The sequence below is a fragment of the Streptomyces sp. NPDC026538 genome, assembly GCF_055567535.1.
Window position 1 is genome coordinate 123243 of record NZ_JBVHQG010000007.1, and the last position, 16505, is coordinate 139747.

15 protein-coding genes and 2 pseudogenes are annotated in these 16505 nt (G+C 68.4%); 4 read left to right on the forward strand and 13 right to left on the reverse strand.

Annotated features, from left to right (window positions below):
* The first annotated feature begins 75 nt into the window (after positions 1–75).
* The gene (locus tag ACZ4N4_RS27115) at positions 76–630 is read left to right on the forward strand and encodes a hypothetical protein (RefSeq protein WP_467593127.1); all 555 of its coding nucleotides are present in this window, start codon (positions 76–78) and stop codon (positions 628–630) included.
* A gap of 540 nt (positions 631–1170) precedes the next feature.
* On the opposite strand, the gene ACZ4N4_RS27120 is transcribed toward ACZ4N4_RS27115, so the two are convergent.
* Complete coding sequence (locus ACZ4N4_RS27120) at positions 1171–1371, reverse strand: transposase (protein ID WP_467593132.1); 201 nt, start codon at positions 1369–1371, stop codon at positions 1171–1173.
* 64 nt (positions 1372–1435) lie between these two features.
* Positions 1436–1856, reverse strand: a pseudogene (locus ACZ4N4_RS27125) (transposase family protein); the annotation flags it as partial.
* 75 nt (positions 1857–1931) lie between these two features.
* Here ACZ4N4_RS27125 and ACZ4N4_RS27130 point away from each other — a divergent pair.
* Positions 1932–2849: an inositol monophosphatase family protein gene (locus ACZ4N4_RS27130; protein WP_467593135.1), complete on the forward strand. Its 918-nt coding sequence runs from the start codon at positions 1932–1934 to the stop codon at positions 2847–2849.
* Here the strand turns inward: ACZ4N4_RS27130 and putP are convergent.
* The 4 genes from putP to ACZ4N4_RS27150 form a co-directional block, all read right to left on the reverse strand.
* Positions 2846–6430 carry a sodium/proline symporter PutP gene (putP, locus tag ACZ4N4_RS27135; protein ID WP_467593138.1) on the reverse strand — a complete coding sequence of 1195 codons (3585 nt, stop codon included), beginning with the start codon at positions 6428–6430 and terminating at the stop codon, positions 2846–2848. The two genes, ACZ4N4_RS27130 and putP, sit on opposite strands and share 4 nt — an antisense overlap.
* A gap of 171 nt (positions 6431–6601) precedes the next feature.
* Entirely contained in the window at positions 6602–6760 is a 159-nt protein-coding gene (locus ACZ4N4_RS27140) for a hypothetical protein (protein WP_467594372.1), read from the reverse strand.
* Positions 6735–7424, reverse strand: coding sequence for a SpoIIE family protein phosphatase (locus ACZ4N4_RS27145; protein WP_467593140.1), 690 nt, complete (start codon positions 7422–7424; stop codon positions 6735–6737). Before ACZ4N4_RS27145 ends, ACZ4N4_RS27140 begins: the two co-directional genes overlap by 26 nt.
* Entirely contained in the window at positions 7421–7648 is a 228-nt protein-coding gene (locus ACZ4N4_RS27150) for a hypothetical protein (RefSeq protein WP_467593143.1), read from the reverse strand. Before ACZ4N4_RS27150 ends, ACZ4N4_RS27145 begins: the two co-directional genes overlap by 4 nt.
* Before the next feature lie 141 nt (positions 7649–7789).
* Here ACZ4N4_RS27150 and ACZ4N4_RS27155 point away from each other — a divergent pair, with 141 nt between their 5' ends.
* A complete protein-coding gene (locus ACZ4N4_RS27155) occupies positions 7790–8236 on the forward strand; it encodes a hypothetical protein (protein ID WP_467593145.1) in 447 nt (148 codons plus the stop codon).
* 135 nt (positions 8237–8371) lie between these two features.
* On the opposite strand, the gene ACZ4N4_RS27160 is transcribed toward ACZ4N4_RS27155, so the two are convergent.
* From ACZ4N4_RS27160 to ACZ4N4_RS27185, 6 genes are all read right to left on the reverse strand, one after another.
* Positions 8372–8761, reverse strand: coding sequence for a hypothetical protein (locus ACZ4N4_RS27160; RefSeq protein WP_467593148.1), 390 nt, complete (start codon positions 8759–8761; stop codon positions 8372–8374).
* 203 nt (positions 8762–8964) lie between these two features.
* Entirely contained in the window at positions 8965–10737 is a 1773-nt protein-coding gene (locus ACZ4N4_RS27165) for an amylo-alpha-1,6-glucosidase (protein ID WP_467593150.1), read from the reverse strand.
* Positions 10738–10787: 50 nt separating this feature from the next.
* A complete protein-coding gene (locus ACZ4N4_RS27170; RefSeq protein ID WP_453579354.1) occupies positions 10788–11639 on the reverse strand; it encodes a carbohydrate ABC transporter permease in 852 nt (283 codons plus the stop codon).
* Positions 11636–12619: a carbohydrate ABC transporter permease gene (locus ACZ4N4_RS27175; RefSeq protein WP_467593152.1), complete on the reverse strand. Its 984-nt coding sequence runs from the start codon at positions 12617–12619 to the stop codon at positions 11636–11638. The genes ACZ4N4_RS27170 and ACZ4N4_RS27175 overlap by 4 nt, the downstream gene beginning before the upstream one ends.
* Before the next feature lie 20 nt (positions 12620–12639).
* On the reverse strand, positions 12640–13881 hold the full coding sequence (locus ACZ4N4_RS27180; protein WP_467593156.1) for a sugar ABC transporter substrate-binding protein: 1242 nt from the start codon (positions 13879–13881) through the stop codon (positions 12640–12642).
* Between the two features lie 116 nt (positions 13882–13997).
* Complete coding sequence (locus ACZ4N4_RS27185) at positions 13998–15038, reverse strand: LacI family DNA-binding transcriptional regulator (RefSeq protein WP_467593161.1); 1041 nt, start codon at positions 15036–15038, stop codon at positions 13998–14000.
* A gap of 357 nt (positions 15039–15395) precedes the next feature.
* On the opposite strand from ACZ4N4_RS27185, the pseudogene ACZ4N4_RS27190 reads away from it, so the two are divergent.
* Positions 15396–15794, forward strand: a pseudogene (locus ACZ4N4_RS27190) (cellulosome protein); the annotation flags it as partial.
* Positions 15795–16263: 469 nt separating this feature from the next.
* Here ACZ4N4_RS27190 and ACZ4N4_RS27195 read toward each other — a convergent pair.
* On the reverse strand, positions 16264–16416 hold the full coding sequence (locus tag ACZ4N4_RS27195) for a hypothetical protein (protein ID WP_467593165.1): 153 nt from the start codon (positions 16414–16416) through the stop codon (positions 16264–16266).
* Positions 16417–16505 lie beyond the last annotated feature (89 nt).

Here is a 16505-nt window from a genome sequence, read left to right on the forward strand (position 1 = left end):
AATCTGCCTGGGTGATCATGTAGCCCGGCTTCGTCCACGATCCTGGGGAACGGCTTGAGCGGTACATCGGTACTCATGGCCAAGTGGCCGGTACTGGCGCAGAACGATCACGCGGCCACCTGGCTGCAGGCATGGGAAGATCTCGGGCGCGCGCCGCGGACCCTGGACGCCTACGCGCGCGGGCTGGCGGAGTACCTGGCGCTGTGTGAGCGTGAGGCGTTCGATCCGCTGTCGGCGGGTCGATCGCATGTGGGTGTGTTCGTCCGCGAGTTGACGTGCCAGCCGCATCGCCATGGGGCGAACGTCGTGTCCATCGAGTCGGGGGTGGGGCTGGCGAACGCGACGATCCAGCAGCGGCTGATGCCGGTGCGCCTGTTCTACGACTTTCTTGTCGAGGAAGGGCTGCGCGAGTCGAATCCCGTGGGCCGTGGGCGGTACACACCTGGCCGGCGCGCGAACGGCCAGCGGGGGCTGGTGCCGCGGTTTTCCAAGCTGCCCTGGATCCCGACGGAGCAGCAGTGGCTGGACCTGCTGGAGGTCGCGCGGCGTGAGCCAGTGCGAAACCGGTTGATGCTGGCGCTCGGGACTTCATCCGCGCATCGATGGAGTAGCCCACGATCCTGTTGCTGAAGGCGTCCTTGATCGCACAGAGGTAGAGCTTGCCTTCGCCAGTGGCGTGCTCGGTGATGTCGGCGGGCCACAGCCGGTTCGCACAGGTCGCGGTGAAGTCACGGCACACCAGGTCGTCGTGCACCGGCGGGCCGGCCTTCTTGCCCCTGCCGCGCTTCTTGCCGAACACGCTCCACCAGCGGTTGTCCCGGCAGATCCGCCAGGCAGTCCGGTCCGCCATCACGGCGCCGGCGCCGCGCGCTTCGTCGGCCAGGAAGCGGTAGCCGAACTCCGGGTCGTCACGGTGCGCGTCGAACAGCGCGTTCGCGCGATACGCCTCCTCCAGCACGGCATCGGTCACCGGCTGGTCCAGCCAGCGGTAGTAGGGCTGTCTGGCGAGCTTCAGCACCCGGCACGCAACCGTGACGGGCACCCCGTCCCCGGCCAGCTCCTTCACGAGCGGGTAGATCCTTTTCCCGGAAGATGCGCCTGCGACAGGTAGGCCGCGGCCCGGCGCAGGACCTCGTTCTCCTGCTCCAGCAGCTTGATCCGCCGACGCGCTTACCGAAGCTCTGCGCTCTCCTGGATGGTCGTTCCGGGCTTGCTCCCGTCGTCGATGTCCGCGCGACGCATCCACTTCCACAACGTCATCGGATGGACTCCGAAGTCGGTGGCCACCTGCTCGACCGTCACACCCGGCGCGCGATTCCTCGCAACCCGCACGACGTCCTGGCGGAACTCCTCCGGATAAGGCTTGGGCACAGCGACATCCTTCCCACCCGCCCCACAGGGCAAGCCAGTTCAGATGTCACCCGATCGTGCAGCAGACCCTCACGACGAGGCGGGTGTCGGCGTCGACGACGACCTGATGGTTGGTGGAGTACCGATAGTTCTTGAACTGCTCGGCCACCGTGTGGTCGCGGGTGGGCACCAGAGTTCCGTCCACGATCAGCACGCTTGCGGGGCTGGAGTGCGAGCAGCGGACCGAGGTGGTCGACTATGCGGTCCGCGGCGGACTTTGAGATGCCGAACAACGGGGCGAGCTGGCGCAGTGTCAGGTTCGTACGCCAGTAGGCCGTGACCAGCAGGACGCGGTCGTCCAACGGCAGGCTCCACGGTCGGCCCGTCCGGCTCCCGTCAGCGCCCTCGCGACGTAGTGCGCTCACCAACTTGGCAAAGCAGCGCGGGTTCAGTCCGGTGAACGGGGAAATCCAGGACGGCTCCGACGCCGTGATCACAGCAGCCACGCCTCGATAATGGCATTGCGCCTGTACGCTCCATCCGGAGCCTCAACGGCGGACCACGGCGGGAAGGGCGGCCTCGTGACGGACCCGGCAGACCTGGAACTGGCGCACCGCCTCGCCGACCAGGCGGATGCCATCGCCCGACGCTACTTCTCGACCGCCACCATCGAATCCCGCATCAAGAGCGACGGGAGCCCCGTCACTGACGCCGACCGGGAGATCGAACTCATCCTTCGCTCCTTGATCCGCCTGGAGCATCCCGACGACGGGTTCATCGGTGAGGAGTTCGGCGCCCATGGCCACGGCAGACGGCGCTGGATCATCGACGCCATCGACGGTACAGCGAGCTTCCTCGCCGGCGAACCGGAGTGGAGCACCCTGATCGCGGTCGAGGAGGACGGCCGCATCACCCTGGGCATGGTCTCCGCCCCGGCCCTTGGCCACCGGTGGTGGGCCAGCCCGAACTCAGGCTCCTGGGCGGGTCCATGCCCGTCCAACCCAGCCGCACCGCTGCACCGGTTGGCCCTCTCCCAAGGCGGAAGTGCCCAGGACGCGGCGGTCGGCATCTGGCCGCCTCCGTCCAGACTGAACCAGCAGGAACGCGCCGTGGCCGCGAGACTGGCCCGGGGCGTCTCGCGGGTCCGACCGTCGCTCGACTGGACTGCAGCGGTTCCCATCGCGCCGGCGCCCCGCAAACCGTCTAGCGGGTCAGGCACCTGCCACGGCGCCCTCCTGGTCGCGACCGGTCAACTGGACGCCTTCCTCCTCCTGGGAGCCGGCCCCTGGGACATCGCCCCGCTGATCCCCATCGTGCAAGAAGCCGGCGGCACCTTCAGCGACCTCACCGGCCAGCACCGGCACGACACCGGAGCCGCACTGTTCGCCCGCCCCGGACTCCACCAACAACTCCTGGACATCGCCGTGGCCGCCAACTGGGAGACCCTCCCTGCGGATACACCATTTCGCCCCGACCAGCGGTTGCGGGACAAGTCTTAGTCGATCGCGTCGGCCGCAATGACCTGCTCCGTCCAGATGATCTTGCCGGTCTTCGTGTAACGAGTGCCCCACCGGCGGGCCACCTGGGCAACGATCAGCAGGCCCCGTCCCCCCTCGTCGGTGGTACGTGCGTGGCGCAGGCGGGGCGATGTGCTGCTGGCGTCGGAGACTTCGCAGATCAGGCCACGGTCCCGGATAAGGCGCAGGCAGACCGGTCCGGTCGCGTGGCGGATGGCGTTGGTCACCAGTTCGCTGACGATGAGTTCCGTGGTGAACGTCAGATCGGGGATGCCCCACTCCGTCAGCTTCTGAGCCGCGAGGTCGCGGGCGTGCGCGACGGCGGCCGGATCGCTGGGCAGGTCCCAGGAGGCGACGCGGTCCGGGGCCAGGACCCGGGTCCGGGCGAGAAGCAGGGCCGCGTCGTCGGCAGGCGGACCCGTCAGTAGGCTGTCGATCACTCGTTGCCCGGTCCCCGTCAGGGTCGGCGGGGGCGCCGTGAGGGCATCGCCCAGCCGGGAGAGCCCGACGTCGATGTCCCGGTCGACGGACTCGATGAGGCCGTCGGTGTAGAGGGCGATGAGGCTGCCGTCTTCCAGCTCGGTCTCGATGGACTCGAAGGGGAGGTAGCCGAGGCCGAGCGGTGGTCCGGCTGGCAGGTCCAGAATGTCGGCGGCGCCGTCGGGAGCGACGATCATCGGGGGGAGGTGACCGGCCCGGGCCATGGTGCACCGCCTGCTGACCGGGTCGTAGACGGCGTACAGACAGGTGGCGCCCAGGAACGCGGTGCCCGTCGCCTCACCCTCGGCCGCCAACGGCGCATCGATGTCGTGCGCTCCCATGAGGCCGATGACCAGATCGTCCAGGTGGGCCAGCAGTTCGTCCGGAGAGAGGTCGAGGTTGGCGAGCGTGCGTACCGCAACGCGCAGGCGCCCCATCGTCGCCGCCGCGTTGATGCCGTGCCCGGCCACGTCCCCCACGACCAGCGCGACCCTTGCCCCGGAGAGCGGGATCACGTCGAACCAGTCGCCGCCCACACCGCTGGGGGCATCGGCCGGGAGGTACCACGAGGCCACGGCGAGAGCGGACCCTCCCGTCAGCTCTTGCGGAAGCAGGTAGCGCTGCATGGAGCGGGCTGCGGTGCGTTCGCGGGTGAAACGGCGTGCGTTGTCGATGCACACCGCCGCACGGGAGACGAGTTCCTCGGCCAGACGTACGTCGTCCTCCTCGAAGGGCCCCAGCCTCCGTGATCGGGCGAAGGTCGCCACGCCCAGGGTGACGCCGCGTGCCCGCACGGGGACCACCATCGCCGAGCGGAAGTCGTAGTCCAGGAACGAGGCGCCCAGCGTCTCGTCCACGGTCACCCACGGACTGTTGGTGCGGTCAAAGACCCGTTCGACCAGGGTCCTGCTCTCCATCAGGCAGCGGGTCACGGGCGAGGACGGGGCTCGCCGGACCGTCTCCCCCACGGCCAGGGATGCCTCGGGACAGCCCTCGCGTACCGACTGCTGCGCCGCGCGTCGGATGACGGGCGCCATGCCGATCGGCCCGGGTGCCGGCTCCTCACCCCTCATGACCGAGTCCAGCAGATCGACGGCGACGAAGTCGGCGACGGCCGGCACAGCGTCGTCAGCCAGTTCCTGCGCGGTCCGCGTCACGTCCAGGGTGCTTCCGATACGGGCGGCGGCGTCGTTGAGCAGGGCCAGGCGTTCCTGGGCCCGCCATCGCTCGGTGACATCGATGATCATGTACCAGATACCGACGTTCCGGTCGTGGCGGTCCTTCATCGCGAAGAAGGAGGCGGAGATCGCGCGACTCCGATCGTGCACCGCGTAGTCGGCACCTCGGTACTCGTAGTCCATCACCGGAGCACCGGTGCGAAGAACCTCGCGCATCTGCTCCTCGAAGGCATCGGCCTCGGCTTGCGGCAGGACCTCCGCCATCCGCCGTCCCAGCCGCCGTTTGAGGGGGATCTGGCGGGCCAGTGGCTCGTTCACCCAGACGTACCGCAGATCCGTGTCGAGGACGGCGATACCGACCGGTGCGTGGCTGAGGAAGGGTGTGAGCATCAGCTGGCTCACCCCGCCGCCCGGCATCCGCCAGAAGGCCCGTTTCGGGGGCCGGCCGACGAACCTGCCGAAGATCAGTGCCGCGACCGTGGCGACCAGGACGCCCGGAATCATCTCGTAGACGCCCGACCAGAAGGGGCCGTGCAGCGGCTTGACCACACGCCACAGGAGCACCGTGACCGCGCCGGACACGATCCCGGCCATGGCCCCTGCCCAGGTCATGCGCGGCCAGTACAGCGAGAGCAGGACCACCGGGCCGAAAGCGGCCCCGAAGCCCGCCCAGGCGTACCCCACGATCCCCAGCAGCCCGCCGCCCCTGAGCGCGATCACGGAGGCCACGAGGGTCACGACGACGACGGCGGCGCGACCCACCCACACCAGTGCCTCGTCCGAGGCGCGCCGCTTGAGGAACGCGTGGTAGAAGTCCTCCGTGAGGGCGACAGACGACACGAGGAGCTGACTGTCCGCGGTCGAGATGATCGCGGCGAGCACCGTGATCAGCAGCACACCGGCGCCCCACGGACTGAACAGGGTCCGGCTCAGTGCGATGTACACCGTCTGCGGGTCATGGAGCGGCGTGCCGAACTGCGCGATGCCCAGCAGGCCGACCACTGTGGCACCGGCCAGCACCACGACCACCCACCCGGTCTCGATCCGGCGGGCCGCGGGTACGGCACTGGTACTGCGGATGCCCATGAACCGGGCCAGGATGTGCGGCTGCCCGAAATAGCCGAGGCCCCACGAGAGCAACGAGATGATCGAGACGGCGCCGAGCGACCCGCCGCCCCCCGACCACCGCCCGTTCACGAAGTCGACCGTGGCACCCATGTCCAACAGGCTGGGCGTCCTGCTGTCGAGGGCGTCACGAAGCGCACCGAAGCCGCCGAGCGTCGCGATACCGACGACAGGGAGCACGAGCAGGGCGAGGAACATCAGCGTGGCCTGCATGACGTGCGTCAGGCTCACGGCCAGGAAGCCGCCCAGGCAGGAGTAGACGACGATCACCAGGGCGGTCAGGGCCACCCCGAGCCCGAACCCGGCACCGAAGATGTGCCCGAACAGCAGCCCGCCGGCTACCAGCCCACTGGCGACGTAAACGGTGAAGAACACAAGGGTCACCGCAGCCGAGACCATCCGGAGCATCCGGGTGCGGTCCTCGAACCGCTCCTCCAGGTAGGCCGACAGGCTTACCGCGTTCCCGGCGCGCTCCGTGTAGGTGCGCAGCCTCGGCGCGACGAACAACCAGTTGAAATACGTACCGAGCACCAGGCCGACCGCGATCCAGCTGGCGCCGATACCGGCCGCATAGACCGCGCCGGGGAACGCCAGGAACAGCCAGCCGGACATGTCGCTGGCCCCTGCGGACAGGGCAGCGACGAACGCGGGGAGCCTGCGGCCACCCAGGGCGAAGTCGGCGAAGGTGTGCGTACGGCGGTAGGCCCAGACACCAGTTCCGATCATGACGGCCACGTACACGAGGAACGTGGCCACGATCGGCGCACTCAAGTCGGACATAATGCCTCGCCTGCGAGGTTCATGAGCACGGGGCTACAACCGCACGACCGACAGTCGTGATCCCTACAAATGTACAGATTCCGGTCGCCGTCGGCGGCCGGTGCCACCCGCGTCGGGGCCGGCACGGGCACTGTGCCACGCCGAGGCCGGAGAAGACCGCCATCGCGGCAATCAGGCACGAAAGCCCTCTCCCTTCGGCAGGGGCAGGCCGATCAAGAGCAGTGTCACATCGTCGTCGTGGGTGGCCATGTCCGGCAGGGGCGTCTTGATCAGCAGGTCTGCGGCCCGGTCGAGGCCCTCCTGATCAACGGGTGCTCCTTTCGGCGCCAAGTCGAGCGTGCGGGCGAGTGTCGATCTGGGTCTCGATATCGGTGCCGGGCCTTTCGACCAATCCGTCGGTATAGACGGCCAACGTGGAGCCCGGCGGCACCGGTCGGGTCGCCTTCCGGAACGGCACCCCTGCGCTACACGGATCGTTTACGCCCAGCGGTACCCCGACCGGCGTCCGAAGTATTCGGGCGGGCCCGCCGGGGGGCGATGACCGGGAGGTGTCCCGCCGAGCAGAGGGTGACCTCGTGGGTACTCTGATCCACCAGGTAGACGCAGGTGACGAGCTGGTCCGCCAGGTCGGCCACGAACGCGTCCAGCCCGGCGCCTGGAGACGTTCACTTCCACGGGGAACTCCACGCCGTCGCTGCGCAACCCGTACAGGCCGCGGTCCAGGATGATCGGCTTCGGATCCGCCTGCCGCGCTGTGCCTACGACGCCGCAGGGCGGGCACCAGGTCGGCGACCGGGGGCCCACGAGGTCGGCCGACGAACGACCCGACAACTTTTGCACCTGCGCATTGGCCATGCCGATGACACCTCGTGCCGTCCGTGATCAGCAGGGCGTCGGGAGCCGATTCCAGCAGCGCGAGGTAGCGCCGGTTGGCCCGCCGTACTTCGCGCTGGGCCGCGACTCGGTCGGTGATGTCGGTGATGTCGGTGATCACACCGCATACGGCGTAGAGGGTGCCGGAAGCAGTCTTGAGCGGGAACAGGCTGGTGAGGAAATCCCGCGACCCATCGGGCAGGCGATCAATTCCTCCTGCTGCGTGGGAGCGCCCTCGGCGATCACGGCGAGGTCGGCGGCGCGCGCCTGACGCGCGAGGTCGGACGGCATGGTTTTGTACGTGAGCTGCGACGTCGTTTCGATGCGTAAACGGGAGTCGCACATTTGCGCGAAAGGTCGGTGTTCACGAGCGGGAGTCAGTCAACCGGCCCTGGTGGCGGCTTTACCCGTCGTGGATTGAACGACTCATCGCGGCATGATCGGCTAGGTCTGAATGACGCATGCAAGCACTGCCGGAGGCCGACCGTGCCGTACTACCTGCTCACCGTGACGGTCTCGCGTCGTACCAATTTCGGGCTGCAGGTCGAACCCACAGTGCGGATCAGGGAGCTGGCCTCACGGGTGAAGGACACCGACGTGCCCATGCCCGGCGAGCGCGTCCTGCTCCTTCGTCCCGACACGGGCACGTGGTGGATCGCCCCGCTGGCCTCTTTCGGCCTTGAGGCGTGGCAGAAGGACGGCATCGCCTACACCCGCAGCGACCCCGACGACCCGGAGTTCACGCTGGCGCTTGGTGGCAAAGGAAACCCAGAGGAGGTGCTCCCGGTGGGCACCGAGATCTGGATGGCTGACAAAGCTCCGACCAGCGCTCAGCGCACCCAAGGCTGGCGCCACATCATCGCCGGCATCGCCTCCGGCGAGTGGTACCAGGCAGACCCAGATGCGGTCGACACCACCATCACCGACCACTGACCCCTCGACCGGGGCAGGGAGCCCGAGGCGGCCGCACGGCCGGCGCGCTGTCCTCCTACGGAAGGAAGGAGCCGCTCATCGACACCGCGGCCCGACGAGTTGCCGGCGGACGGCTATGAGTGACTCCCGAATTCGTCAACATTGATCATGCGTCGGCAATAGCGAGATGCCTCCCGAAGTCGTTGATAAATGACTCCCGTTCTCGCGTACATAGCCAGACGGCATGACATCCCGGTCGCGGCGGCCCAGTACCCGTTCGCGGGACAGGCCCAGGCTCTCCTCGAAGCTCGCGGTTCTCCCGCCGTAGTGCGGACAGTCCTCGCGTTCGCGGTTGCTGGTGAGGCCGTCCCGCTCGCCCGCATCGACCTCGGCCTGCTTCACCCAGTCACGCACCGCGGTCTCGGTCAGTTCGAAGTCCTTGGCGATCTGACCGACCGAGCGGACCCCAGCATCGGGGATCTCGCCCCAGCTCTTGACCCGGACCTCGTAGTTGGCCTGTCCGAACGGGCGACCGAAGAGCCACACCTGCCCCCCACCACCACATGGAACGCCTTCGCCCCAGCAGCCTCCTCAACACGTCCTGGTGAAGCGCCACCAAACAACCTCGCCGGGACAACTCTTTGAGAAGCGAAGGGCCGTTCGCGGCATGCGGCTTCCTCCCGGGGGGCAGCCCCGATGGCTATCAGGAACGTCGGCGCCTTGATCCCACGCCTGCAGCCTCCCGGCCATCAAGGCGTCGCCTCGTTCGCAGTAGCGGTTACATCGAGGGCACGCCGGCGTTCGTGGGCTTCGGCGAGGAGGAGGTAGCCGGCTGCGGTCCAGGTATAGGCGCGGTCGCGCAGGCCAGTCCCGTCGAGGGCGTCGAAGTTCTCCGCAAAACCATGGCTTTCGCACAGCGCCCGGAAGCGGGCACTGATCTCGTCGGCGAGTCGGTCGTGGCCGGCTCGGCGCAGACCGTCCTCGACGAGGACCGTGGCGGGTGCCCAGATCGGGCCCCGCCAGTAGCCGTCTGGGCGGTAGTGCGGGGAGGCGGGGAGTTCGGTCGCTAGCCCGTGCGCCGTCAGATGCGCCTCGATGCGGGCGGCCAGGGACTTGGCGACGTTGTCGGGCAGGTGCTCGCCCAGGGCGATCGGCATCAGGTCGAGCAGGCTGGAGCTGCTCCAGGTCTGGCCGCTTTCAGCACTCCGGGCGACGAACCGGTGCCCCGTCCAGAGTTCGTCGAGCATGGCCGCCTGGGTGTCTTCCGCGCTGCGTGTCCACTTCCGCGCGTCATCGGTGAGACCGAGTTCCTCGGCCAAGGTGGCGAGTTCACGCAGTTGCAGGACGAGGAAAGCGGCAAGGTCGGCAGTGACGACCACGCGTTCGGAGGAGAAGGTGGTGGCGTTGTCCCAGCCACTGTCGTTGCCGTGCTGGTAGTGGGGCAGCGCGGCGTCCGGCGAGCGGCGCAAGGTGAGCCAGAAGTCCGTCCAGCGCCGCAATCTGTCGTAGGCCTGGGCAAGTTCGCTTCGATCGAGGGGTTGGGGGAGACGTCTGCGCAGGTTGCTCAGAGCCCAGCCGTGGATGGGTGGTTTGACGAAGTTGTGGAGGACTTCCGAGTGGGTCACCGAGTCGGGCAGGGCTCCGCTCTCGTCCTGGTGGTCGAAGGGCAGCGAGAACTGGTCCCAGGCGAGGGCGGCCGCTCCGGGCGCCAGGGCGAGGGCGTTGAAGCAGTGGTCCCAGCTCCATACCTTGTCCATCCAGTGCTTGGACATCAGCACCGCGGGCCGGGTGACGAGGCCGGCCGGGTCGACCGTCGCCGACCACAGGACGTACGCGGCGAGTTCGGCGGCCGGGGTACGGGAGGAGCGCCAGGGGGCCACCGCGTCGGCGAAGGCCGCGAATTCCCGCTCCGCTGTGGTCGCGACCTGGCTGAACGTCGTCCGAGAGATGTAGGGGCTACGTGCGGTGTCGAGTTCTTCGACGGCGGTTTCCCAGGTTCCGTCAACCTCCGCGCCGACGCTGAGGCCACGGTCGCTGTCGCCCAGGGCCTGGCTTCCGGTGGCAGCGCGTAGGACGCCGGACAGCACGGTGACGCGGTAGCGGCGCCCGGTCTCGTACGAGGTGAAAACGAACGACCCGTCCACCGGATCACGGAAGAAGTACGTCCCCGTGAAGGGCGTCAGCTTTTGCGCCGCTGCGGTGATGTGCAGGTCCGTCCCGTGCCCGCGCAGGCGTACGGTGTCCGGCGACTCGTAGGCGAGATCGATGTGCCCACCCTCCTGAGTGCTCCAGGTGAGGAGACTTGGTGTTGCCGTGACGCGGGCCTCAGCCCGCTCGCGGGTGGTGGGATCGAGTGGGACGAGGCGCAGGACGGCGTGCATGCCGTTCTGGTGGGAGACCAGGTGGAGGTCTTCGGCGTAGGTCTTCTCCGCCAGCACCGGGGAGATACCGAACCAGGATCCATGTGTGCTGAACGGGATGTCGTGGAGGGAGAAGGCCGGGCCGGATCGTGCTTCGGTCATGCAGAGGTACTCGTTTCTTCAGCTGGGGTCGCCGGTGGTCTGTGGGAGGGTCAGTCCTTCACGGCTCCGGTGGTCACGCCGGCGGCGACGTAGCGCTGGGCGAGGACGAGGATCACCGCGGCGGGCAGCGAAGCGACGACGGCGGTGGCCATGATGGCGTTCCACTGCTGGTTGTTGTTGCCGATGTAGTGGTAGATGCCGAGGGTGATGGGTTCGTGGGCGCCGCCGTTGGCGAGGGTGCTGGCGAAGACGAAGTCGGACCAGGACCACAGGAACGCGAACAGCGACACCGTGACGACAGCGTTGCGGCTCATCGGCAGGACGATCGACCAAAAGGTGCGCAGCGGCCCGGCTCCGTCCATCTGTGCGGCCTGGAGCAGCTCGCCGGGGATGCCGGACATGAACGCGGTGAAGATCAATACGGCGAAGGGGACGGCGAGCGTGGAGTCGGCGACGATCAGGCCCGGCACGGACTGGAGCAGGCCGAGCTGGAGGTAGATGGCGTAGAAGCCCATCGCCATGATGATGCCTGGGATCATCTGGGCGACCAGGAGGAGGAAGCTGAGCACGCCGCCGCCGCGGGGGCGGAGTTTGGCCAGTGCGTAGCCGGCGGGTGCGGCGAGCACCACCGTCAGTGCGACCGTGCCGAGGCCGATGACGAGGCTGGTGCCGAGGTAGGGCAACTGATCGTCCAGAACGGCCTGGTAACCCTCCAGCGTGCCGTGCACGGGGATCAGGTCGGGCGGGCTCTTGCGCATGTCCTGGTCCCGGGTGACCGACACGTTGAGCATCCAGTAGACCGGGAACAGCATGAGCGCGGTGAGCACGAGGCCCGTGGCCGTCTTCCACCAGGTGGTGGGGCGGGCCCGGCGCGGGCGCAGTGCGGTGGCGAGGGTGGTCATGAGGAGTACTGCTTTCGCTGGACTCGGAGATACACCAGGCCGAAGACCAGGGCGGCGACGACGAGCAGGTTGCCGACGGCCGCACCGGGGCCGAAGGCGGGCAGCAGGTTGCCGAAGCCGAGTTGGTAGGACCAGGTGGCGAAGGTGGTGGACGAGTCGGCCGGACCGCCCTTGGTCATGATCCAGATGATGTCGAACACCTTGAGCGTGTAGACAAGGCCCAGCAGCAGGGTGATGGCGGAGACGGGGCGCAGCAGCGGGAAGGTGATGTGCCAGAAGCGCCGCCAGGCGTTCGCGCCGTCGAGGGCGGCCGCCTCGTAGAGGCTGCTGGGGATGGACTGTAGGCCGCTATACAGCACGACCAGGTTGAACGGGACGCCGATCCAGATGTTCGCGATGATCACCGAGGTCAGCGACCAGGACGGTGAGGTCAGCCAGTTGACCGGCCCGATGCCGACGGCGTGCAGGGCGGCGTTGACGATCCCGGAGTCGCTGTTGAGCATCCACGACCAAGTGGACGCCGACACGATGAGCGGCAGCAGCCAGGGGACGAGGAACAGAGCGCGCAGGGTCGCGGAGAGCCGGAAGCTCTGGTTGAAGAAGACCGCGAGGGCCAGGCCGATGGCGTACTGGAAGAACAGGCACACGGCGGTGAACACCACGGTGTGGGTGAGCGCCGGGCCGAAGGTCGGATCGTCGAAGACGGTGCGGTAGTTGGCGAAGCCGGTGAAAGGCGCGTTGCCCTGGACGAAGGAGCGGACAGTGTAGTTGCGCAGGCTCAGGTCGAGGTTGCGGTAGAGCGGATAGGCGTAGAAGAGGCCGAGGTAGAGGGTGACCGGGGTGAGGAAGGCCCAGGCCGCCCACTGCTGGGAGGTGCGGCGGCGCCGGGGCGTGGTGCGGGCCGGGGGCGGGGCGGCGGTGGCCGCCCCGTTCCGGTTGAGCACGGGCCCGCGATCCGGCAGGTGTGTCGTGCGGTTCATCAACGACCCTTGACTTCCGGTTACTTGACGGCGTTCTGGGCCGCGGTGAGAGCGTCCTTCGGGGACTTGGCCCCGCTGAGGGCTGTCTGGACGGCCCTCCACATCTGCTCTGAGATCTTTGGGTACTTGGTGCCGAGGTCGTCGCTGGTGCGTCCCTTGGCGGCCTTGACCGCGTCGACCCAGGGCTTCAGCTTGGCGTTCGCGGCCACCTGCTTGTCTTGGACCTCGCTGGTGGGCGCCACGTAGGACAGCGTGGTGTCGGTGTCGTACAGGTTCTGGGTGCTGGTCAGGCAGGCTGTCAGCTTCTGGGATGTGGCGTAGCGGCCGGTGTCGTCCTGAACGGGGAGGGTGACGAACTCGCCGCCGGTCGGGGCGGCGGCGTTGCCTCCCGTGGCGGCGGGGATCGGGAGCACGCCGTAGTCGAGCTTGGCCTTCTCGGCGTTGGCGAGCTGCCAGGTGCCGTTCTCGGCGAAGGCGTAGTCGCCGGTGGCGAACTCCTGCCAGCTGGTGGTCTGGGTGTTGTTGAGCACCGAGTTGGGGGCGTAGCCCTTCTCCAGCCAGCCCTGCCACAGAGACAGCGCCGACTCGCCCTGGGAGGAGTCGAGTTGGGTCAGCTTGGCCCCCGATCCCCAGAACCACGGCAGGAACTGGAAGCTGCCCTCCTCCGTACCGATCGCGGAGAAAGTGATGCCCTTCTTCCCTGCCTTCTTGACCTTCTCCAGGGCCGCCGTCAGAGAGGGCCAGTCCTTGACCGAGGCGATGTCGACGCCGACGGCCCTCAGGACCTTCTTGTTGTAGTAGAGGGCGAGGGTGTTGGCGCCGATCGGCGTGCCGTACGTCTTGCCGCCCGACTGTCCGGCCGCCAGCAGGTTGGCGTCCACCCTCGAGGTGTCCAGCTTGTTGTCGACCGTCGTGGTGAGCACTCCGGCCTCCGCCAGGGTGGACACCACGGGGTTGTCAACGATGAGGACATCCGGGGAGTTGCCCTGCTGCGCCGCCAGCAGCGTCTTGTTGGCCAGGTCGCCGGTGTCGAAGCCGGTCCGCTTGATCTTCACACCGGCCTTGGTGCCGCACGCGTCGAGCAGCTTCGTCCAGGCCGAGTTCTTGGCGAACTGCGGGTAGGGGTCCCAGATCGTGTAGGTGCCGCTGTCGTCTCCCTTGGCGGAGGAACTGCCACCGGACGAGCAGGCGGTGGTGGCTGTGGCGAGGGCGGCGACGGTCAAGGCCGCGGCGGTGAGCCGCCGACCGGTGGATCCGTTCATGGGGCGTTCCTTTGTGTTTTCGGCAAGGGCATGCCGAAGGTGCGGGTCGGGAAGCCGCCGGCCGAACACGGCCGGAGAGGAAGCGAAGCTGTAGACGTGGGAGAAGCGAGTGGACGTCAGGCGCTCGAGCCGGGCCCGGGATCCGAGGGTGTGCGGGCGGGGCCCGTGCTCGCGCGCAACGAGATGGGCGGCGCGAGCAGGTGGTGGTGCGGTGCCGCGCCCGGATGGTCGAGCCGCTCGACCAGCAGCTCGACGGCGAGACGTCCCATCTGCTCCGCCGGTACGTCCGCCGCGGTGAGCTGCGGGGTCACCGTCTCCGCCCACCGGCCGGCCACGACCCCGGTGACGGAGAAGTCACCGGGCACATGGCGGCCCGCCACGGACAGGCCACGGTAAATGCCGCCCAGTGCGGCCTCGTTGAGAGTGACCAGCGCCGAGGTAGCGGGATCGTCGTGCAGGATCCGCTCCACACAGATCTCCCCGGAGGCGGCGTCGTCACCGCAGCTGTACGTCCGTACGGTGAGCCCGCGCTCGGCCGCGGCCTTGGTGAAACCGTCCAGCCCTCGGTGCGCCGACTCGTAGCCGGCACGCAGCATGCGCTCGGGCCGGTTCACGAACGCGATCCTGTGGTGGCCCAGGTCGGCGAGGTGATGGACGCATGCGGCGGCCAGCGCGGTGTGGTCCAGGCCGACCCACCAGTCGCCGTCCGGCTGCGCGGTGCGACCGATGCAGACGGCGGGGAAGTTCTCGGCGACGAGGTGGTCGATCCGGTCGTCCTGGAGCCTGATCTCCATCAGGATCGCGCCGTCGACCCGCCGCTCCCCCAGCACCCGCTGGAACGAGCGGTCGCTGTCCACGCCGCTCGGGGACAGCAGCACGTCGTAGTCGTAGGCCGCCGCAGCCTCCACCACGCTGCCGATGAAGTCCAGCTGCATGCCGGTGTAGTGGTTGCCGGCCGGTGGGAAGACCAGTCCGATGGTGCTGGTCCGGCCGTTGGCCAGGGCACGGGCGCTCGCATTCGGGCGGTAGCCCAGTTCGTCGATGACCCGCTGGATCTTCTGCCGGGTCTCGTCCGACACAGGACGCTTGCCACTGAGCGCGTACGAGACGGTGCTCCGGGAGACACCGGCCCGCCGGGCGATCTCACCGATGTTCACGGCACTCCTTGGTCGAACCGGTTCGAGAGCGAGCCGACTGTCGAACCGGTTCGCGTGAAGGGAAGGTAGGAGCGGTCCGGAGTAGCTGTCAACACCTTGCGCAGACATCCAGGAAACCAACGACCCATCCATGTCAAGGGTATTGCTGACCCATTTCCAGCGGTGCTAGCTTCCGCCGAACCGGTTCGACAGCCGCAAGCAGCCGCCACGTCCCCCGGATCCGGGCCGCACTATTTGAGACCCGGACATCTCGGCAACCGTCGAACCGGTTCGCATCGTGGACGGGACGGATCACCCAACGGAGCAGTGCGCCGCAGACGCAGAAGAAGAAGAGCAGGCCCGGGTGCCACCACGGTTATAGCCCTGGCCGCCCTACTCTCGATACCCGCCGCCGGTACGGCCGGCGCGGCGGAACCGGAGCGCCTCACGATCGACCTCGCCACCGATACCGGTGCCTTCCACGGAGGCGCTTCCGGCTCGCTTTACGGCGTCTACGGCGATGGCGTGCCCAGCCGCAACGTCCTTGAGGGCATGCACGTCCGGACGGTGTCGACGAAGGCACAGGACGGACCCCAGCACCCGGGCGCGGACGCCCTGGAGATGCTGCCGCCGTTCGTGGACGCCGGCGGCAAGGACGTCTACATCTACATGACCGACATCTACCGCGGCTTCCCGTACGAGTGGCCGGGCGACGACGGTCCGGCACGGCTCGCCGACTTCGAGGCGAAGATCAAGAAGCAGGTCCAGCAGGTCCTGTGTCGTCCAACCAGGCCTCGGGGACGGGGTTCGAGTACGGCGGCCAGGGCGCGCCGTGCGAGTCGTGCGTCGAGCGCCGCGTAGGAGAGGGGGACGACGCCGAGGGAGTCGCACAGGGCGGGGTGGTCTGGCCGGAGGCTGGTGGGCGGCCGTGTGTCGAGGTGGCTCAGGGCTTTTTCGAGCAGGACAGAGGCCGGGGGGCTCGGACGGGCCGGGGGTTCGGGATGGGGTCGCCTCGGGCTGGCGGCGGGAGTGGGCCAGGCCGCGGGTCATGAGGATGATGCCGGCCCCGCAGCGGGGAAGTGGCGGGCGCCCCGCGGCGTGGTGGGCAGCTTGCGCTGAGTGGCGTGGCTGTCGAGGCGGACTTCGAGTGCACCGGGTACGGGGCTGGCGACCCGCAGGCCCGCAGGAAGCCGCGAGGCGTTGAGCCCGTCACGCCATGCGATGAGGGTTCCGAGTTCATGGCGGCTCACGGCGTCGGCTCCCCCAGGGTGATGAACGCCGTTCGCTTCGCGGACCCGAGTTCCAGCAGGGCTGCGCCCAGGTCGACGACATGTACGGGGCAGCGGATGTCGTCGGTGAACAGGGCGCCGTCCCGGGCACCGGTCACAAGGTCGTGCACCAGGCGTACATGCTGGGACTGCCGGTCCCCGATGATCAGTGTGGTGCGGGCGATGACGGCGTCGGCATCGGGGCGAGACCCGGGCGGCG

Coding starts and splice junctions, on each gene's coding strand:
- ACZ4N4_RS27170 (WP_453579354.1), bottom strand. CDS start 11,639: ATGACCACCCTCGCCACCGCACTGCGCCCGCGCCGGGCCCGCCCCACC.
- ACZ4N4_RS27165 (WP_467593150.1), bottom strand. CDS start 10,737: ATGACCGAAGCACGATCCGGCCCGGCCTTCTCCCTCCACGACATCCCG.
- ACZ4N4_RS27175 (WP_467593152.1), bottom strand. CDS start 12,619: ATGAACCGCACGACACACCTGCCGGATCGCGGGCCCGTGCTCAACCGG.
- putP (WP_467593138.1), bottom strand. CDS start 6,430: ATGTCCGACTTGAGTGCGCCGATCGTGGCCACGTTCCTCGTGTACGTG.
- ACZ4N4_RS27180 (WP_467593156.1), bottom strand. CDS start 13,881: ATGAACGGATCCACCGGTCGGCGGCTCACCGCCGCGGCCTTGACCGTC.
- ACZ4N4_RS27115 (WP_467593127.1), top strand. CDS start 76: ATGGCCAAGTGGCCGGTACTGGCGCAGAACGATCACGCGGCCACCTGG.
- ACZ4N4_RS27150 (WP_467593143.1), bottom strand. CDS start 7,648: ATGTGCGACTCCCGTTTACGCATCGAAACGACGTCGCAGCTCACGTAC.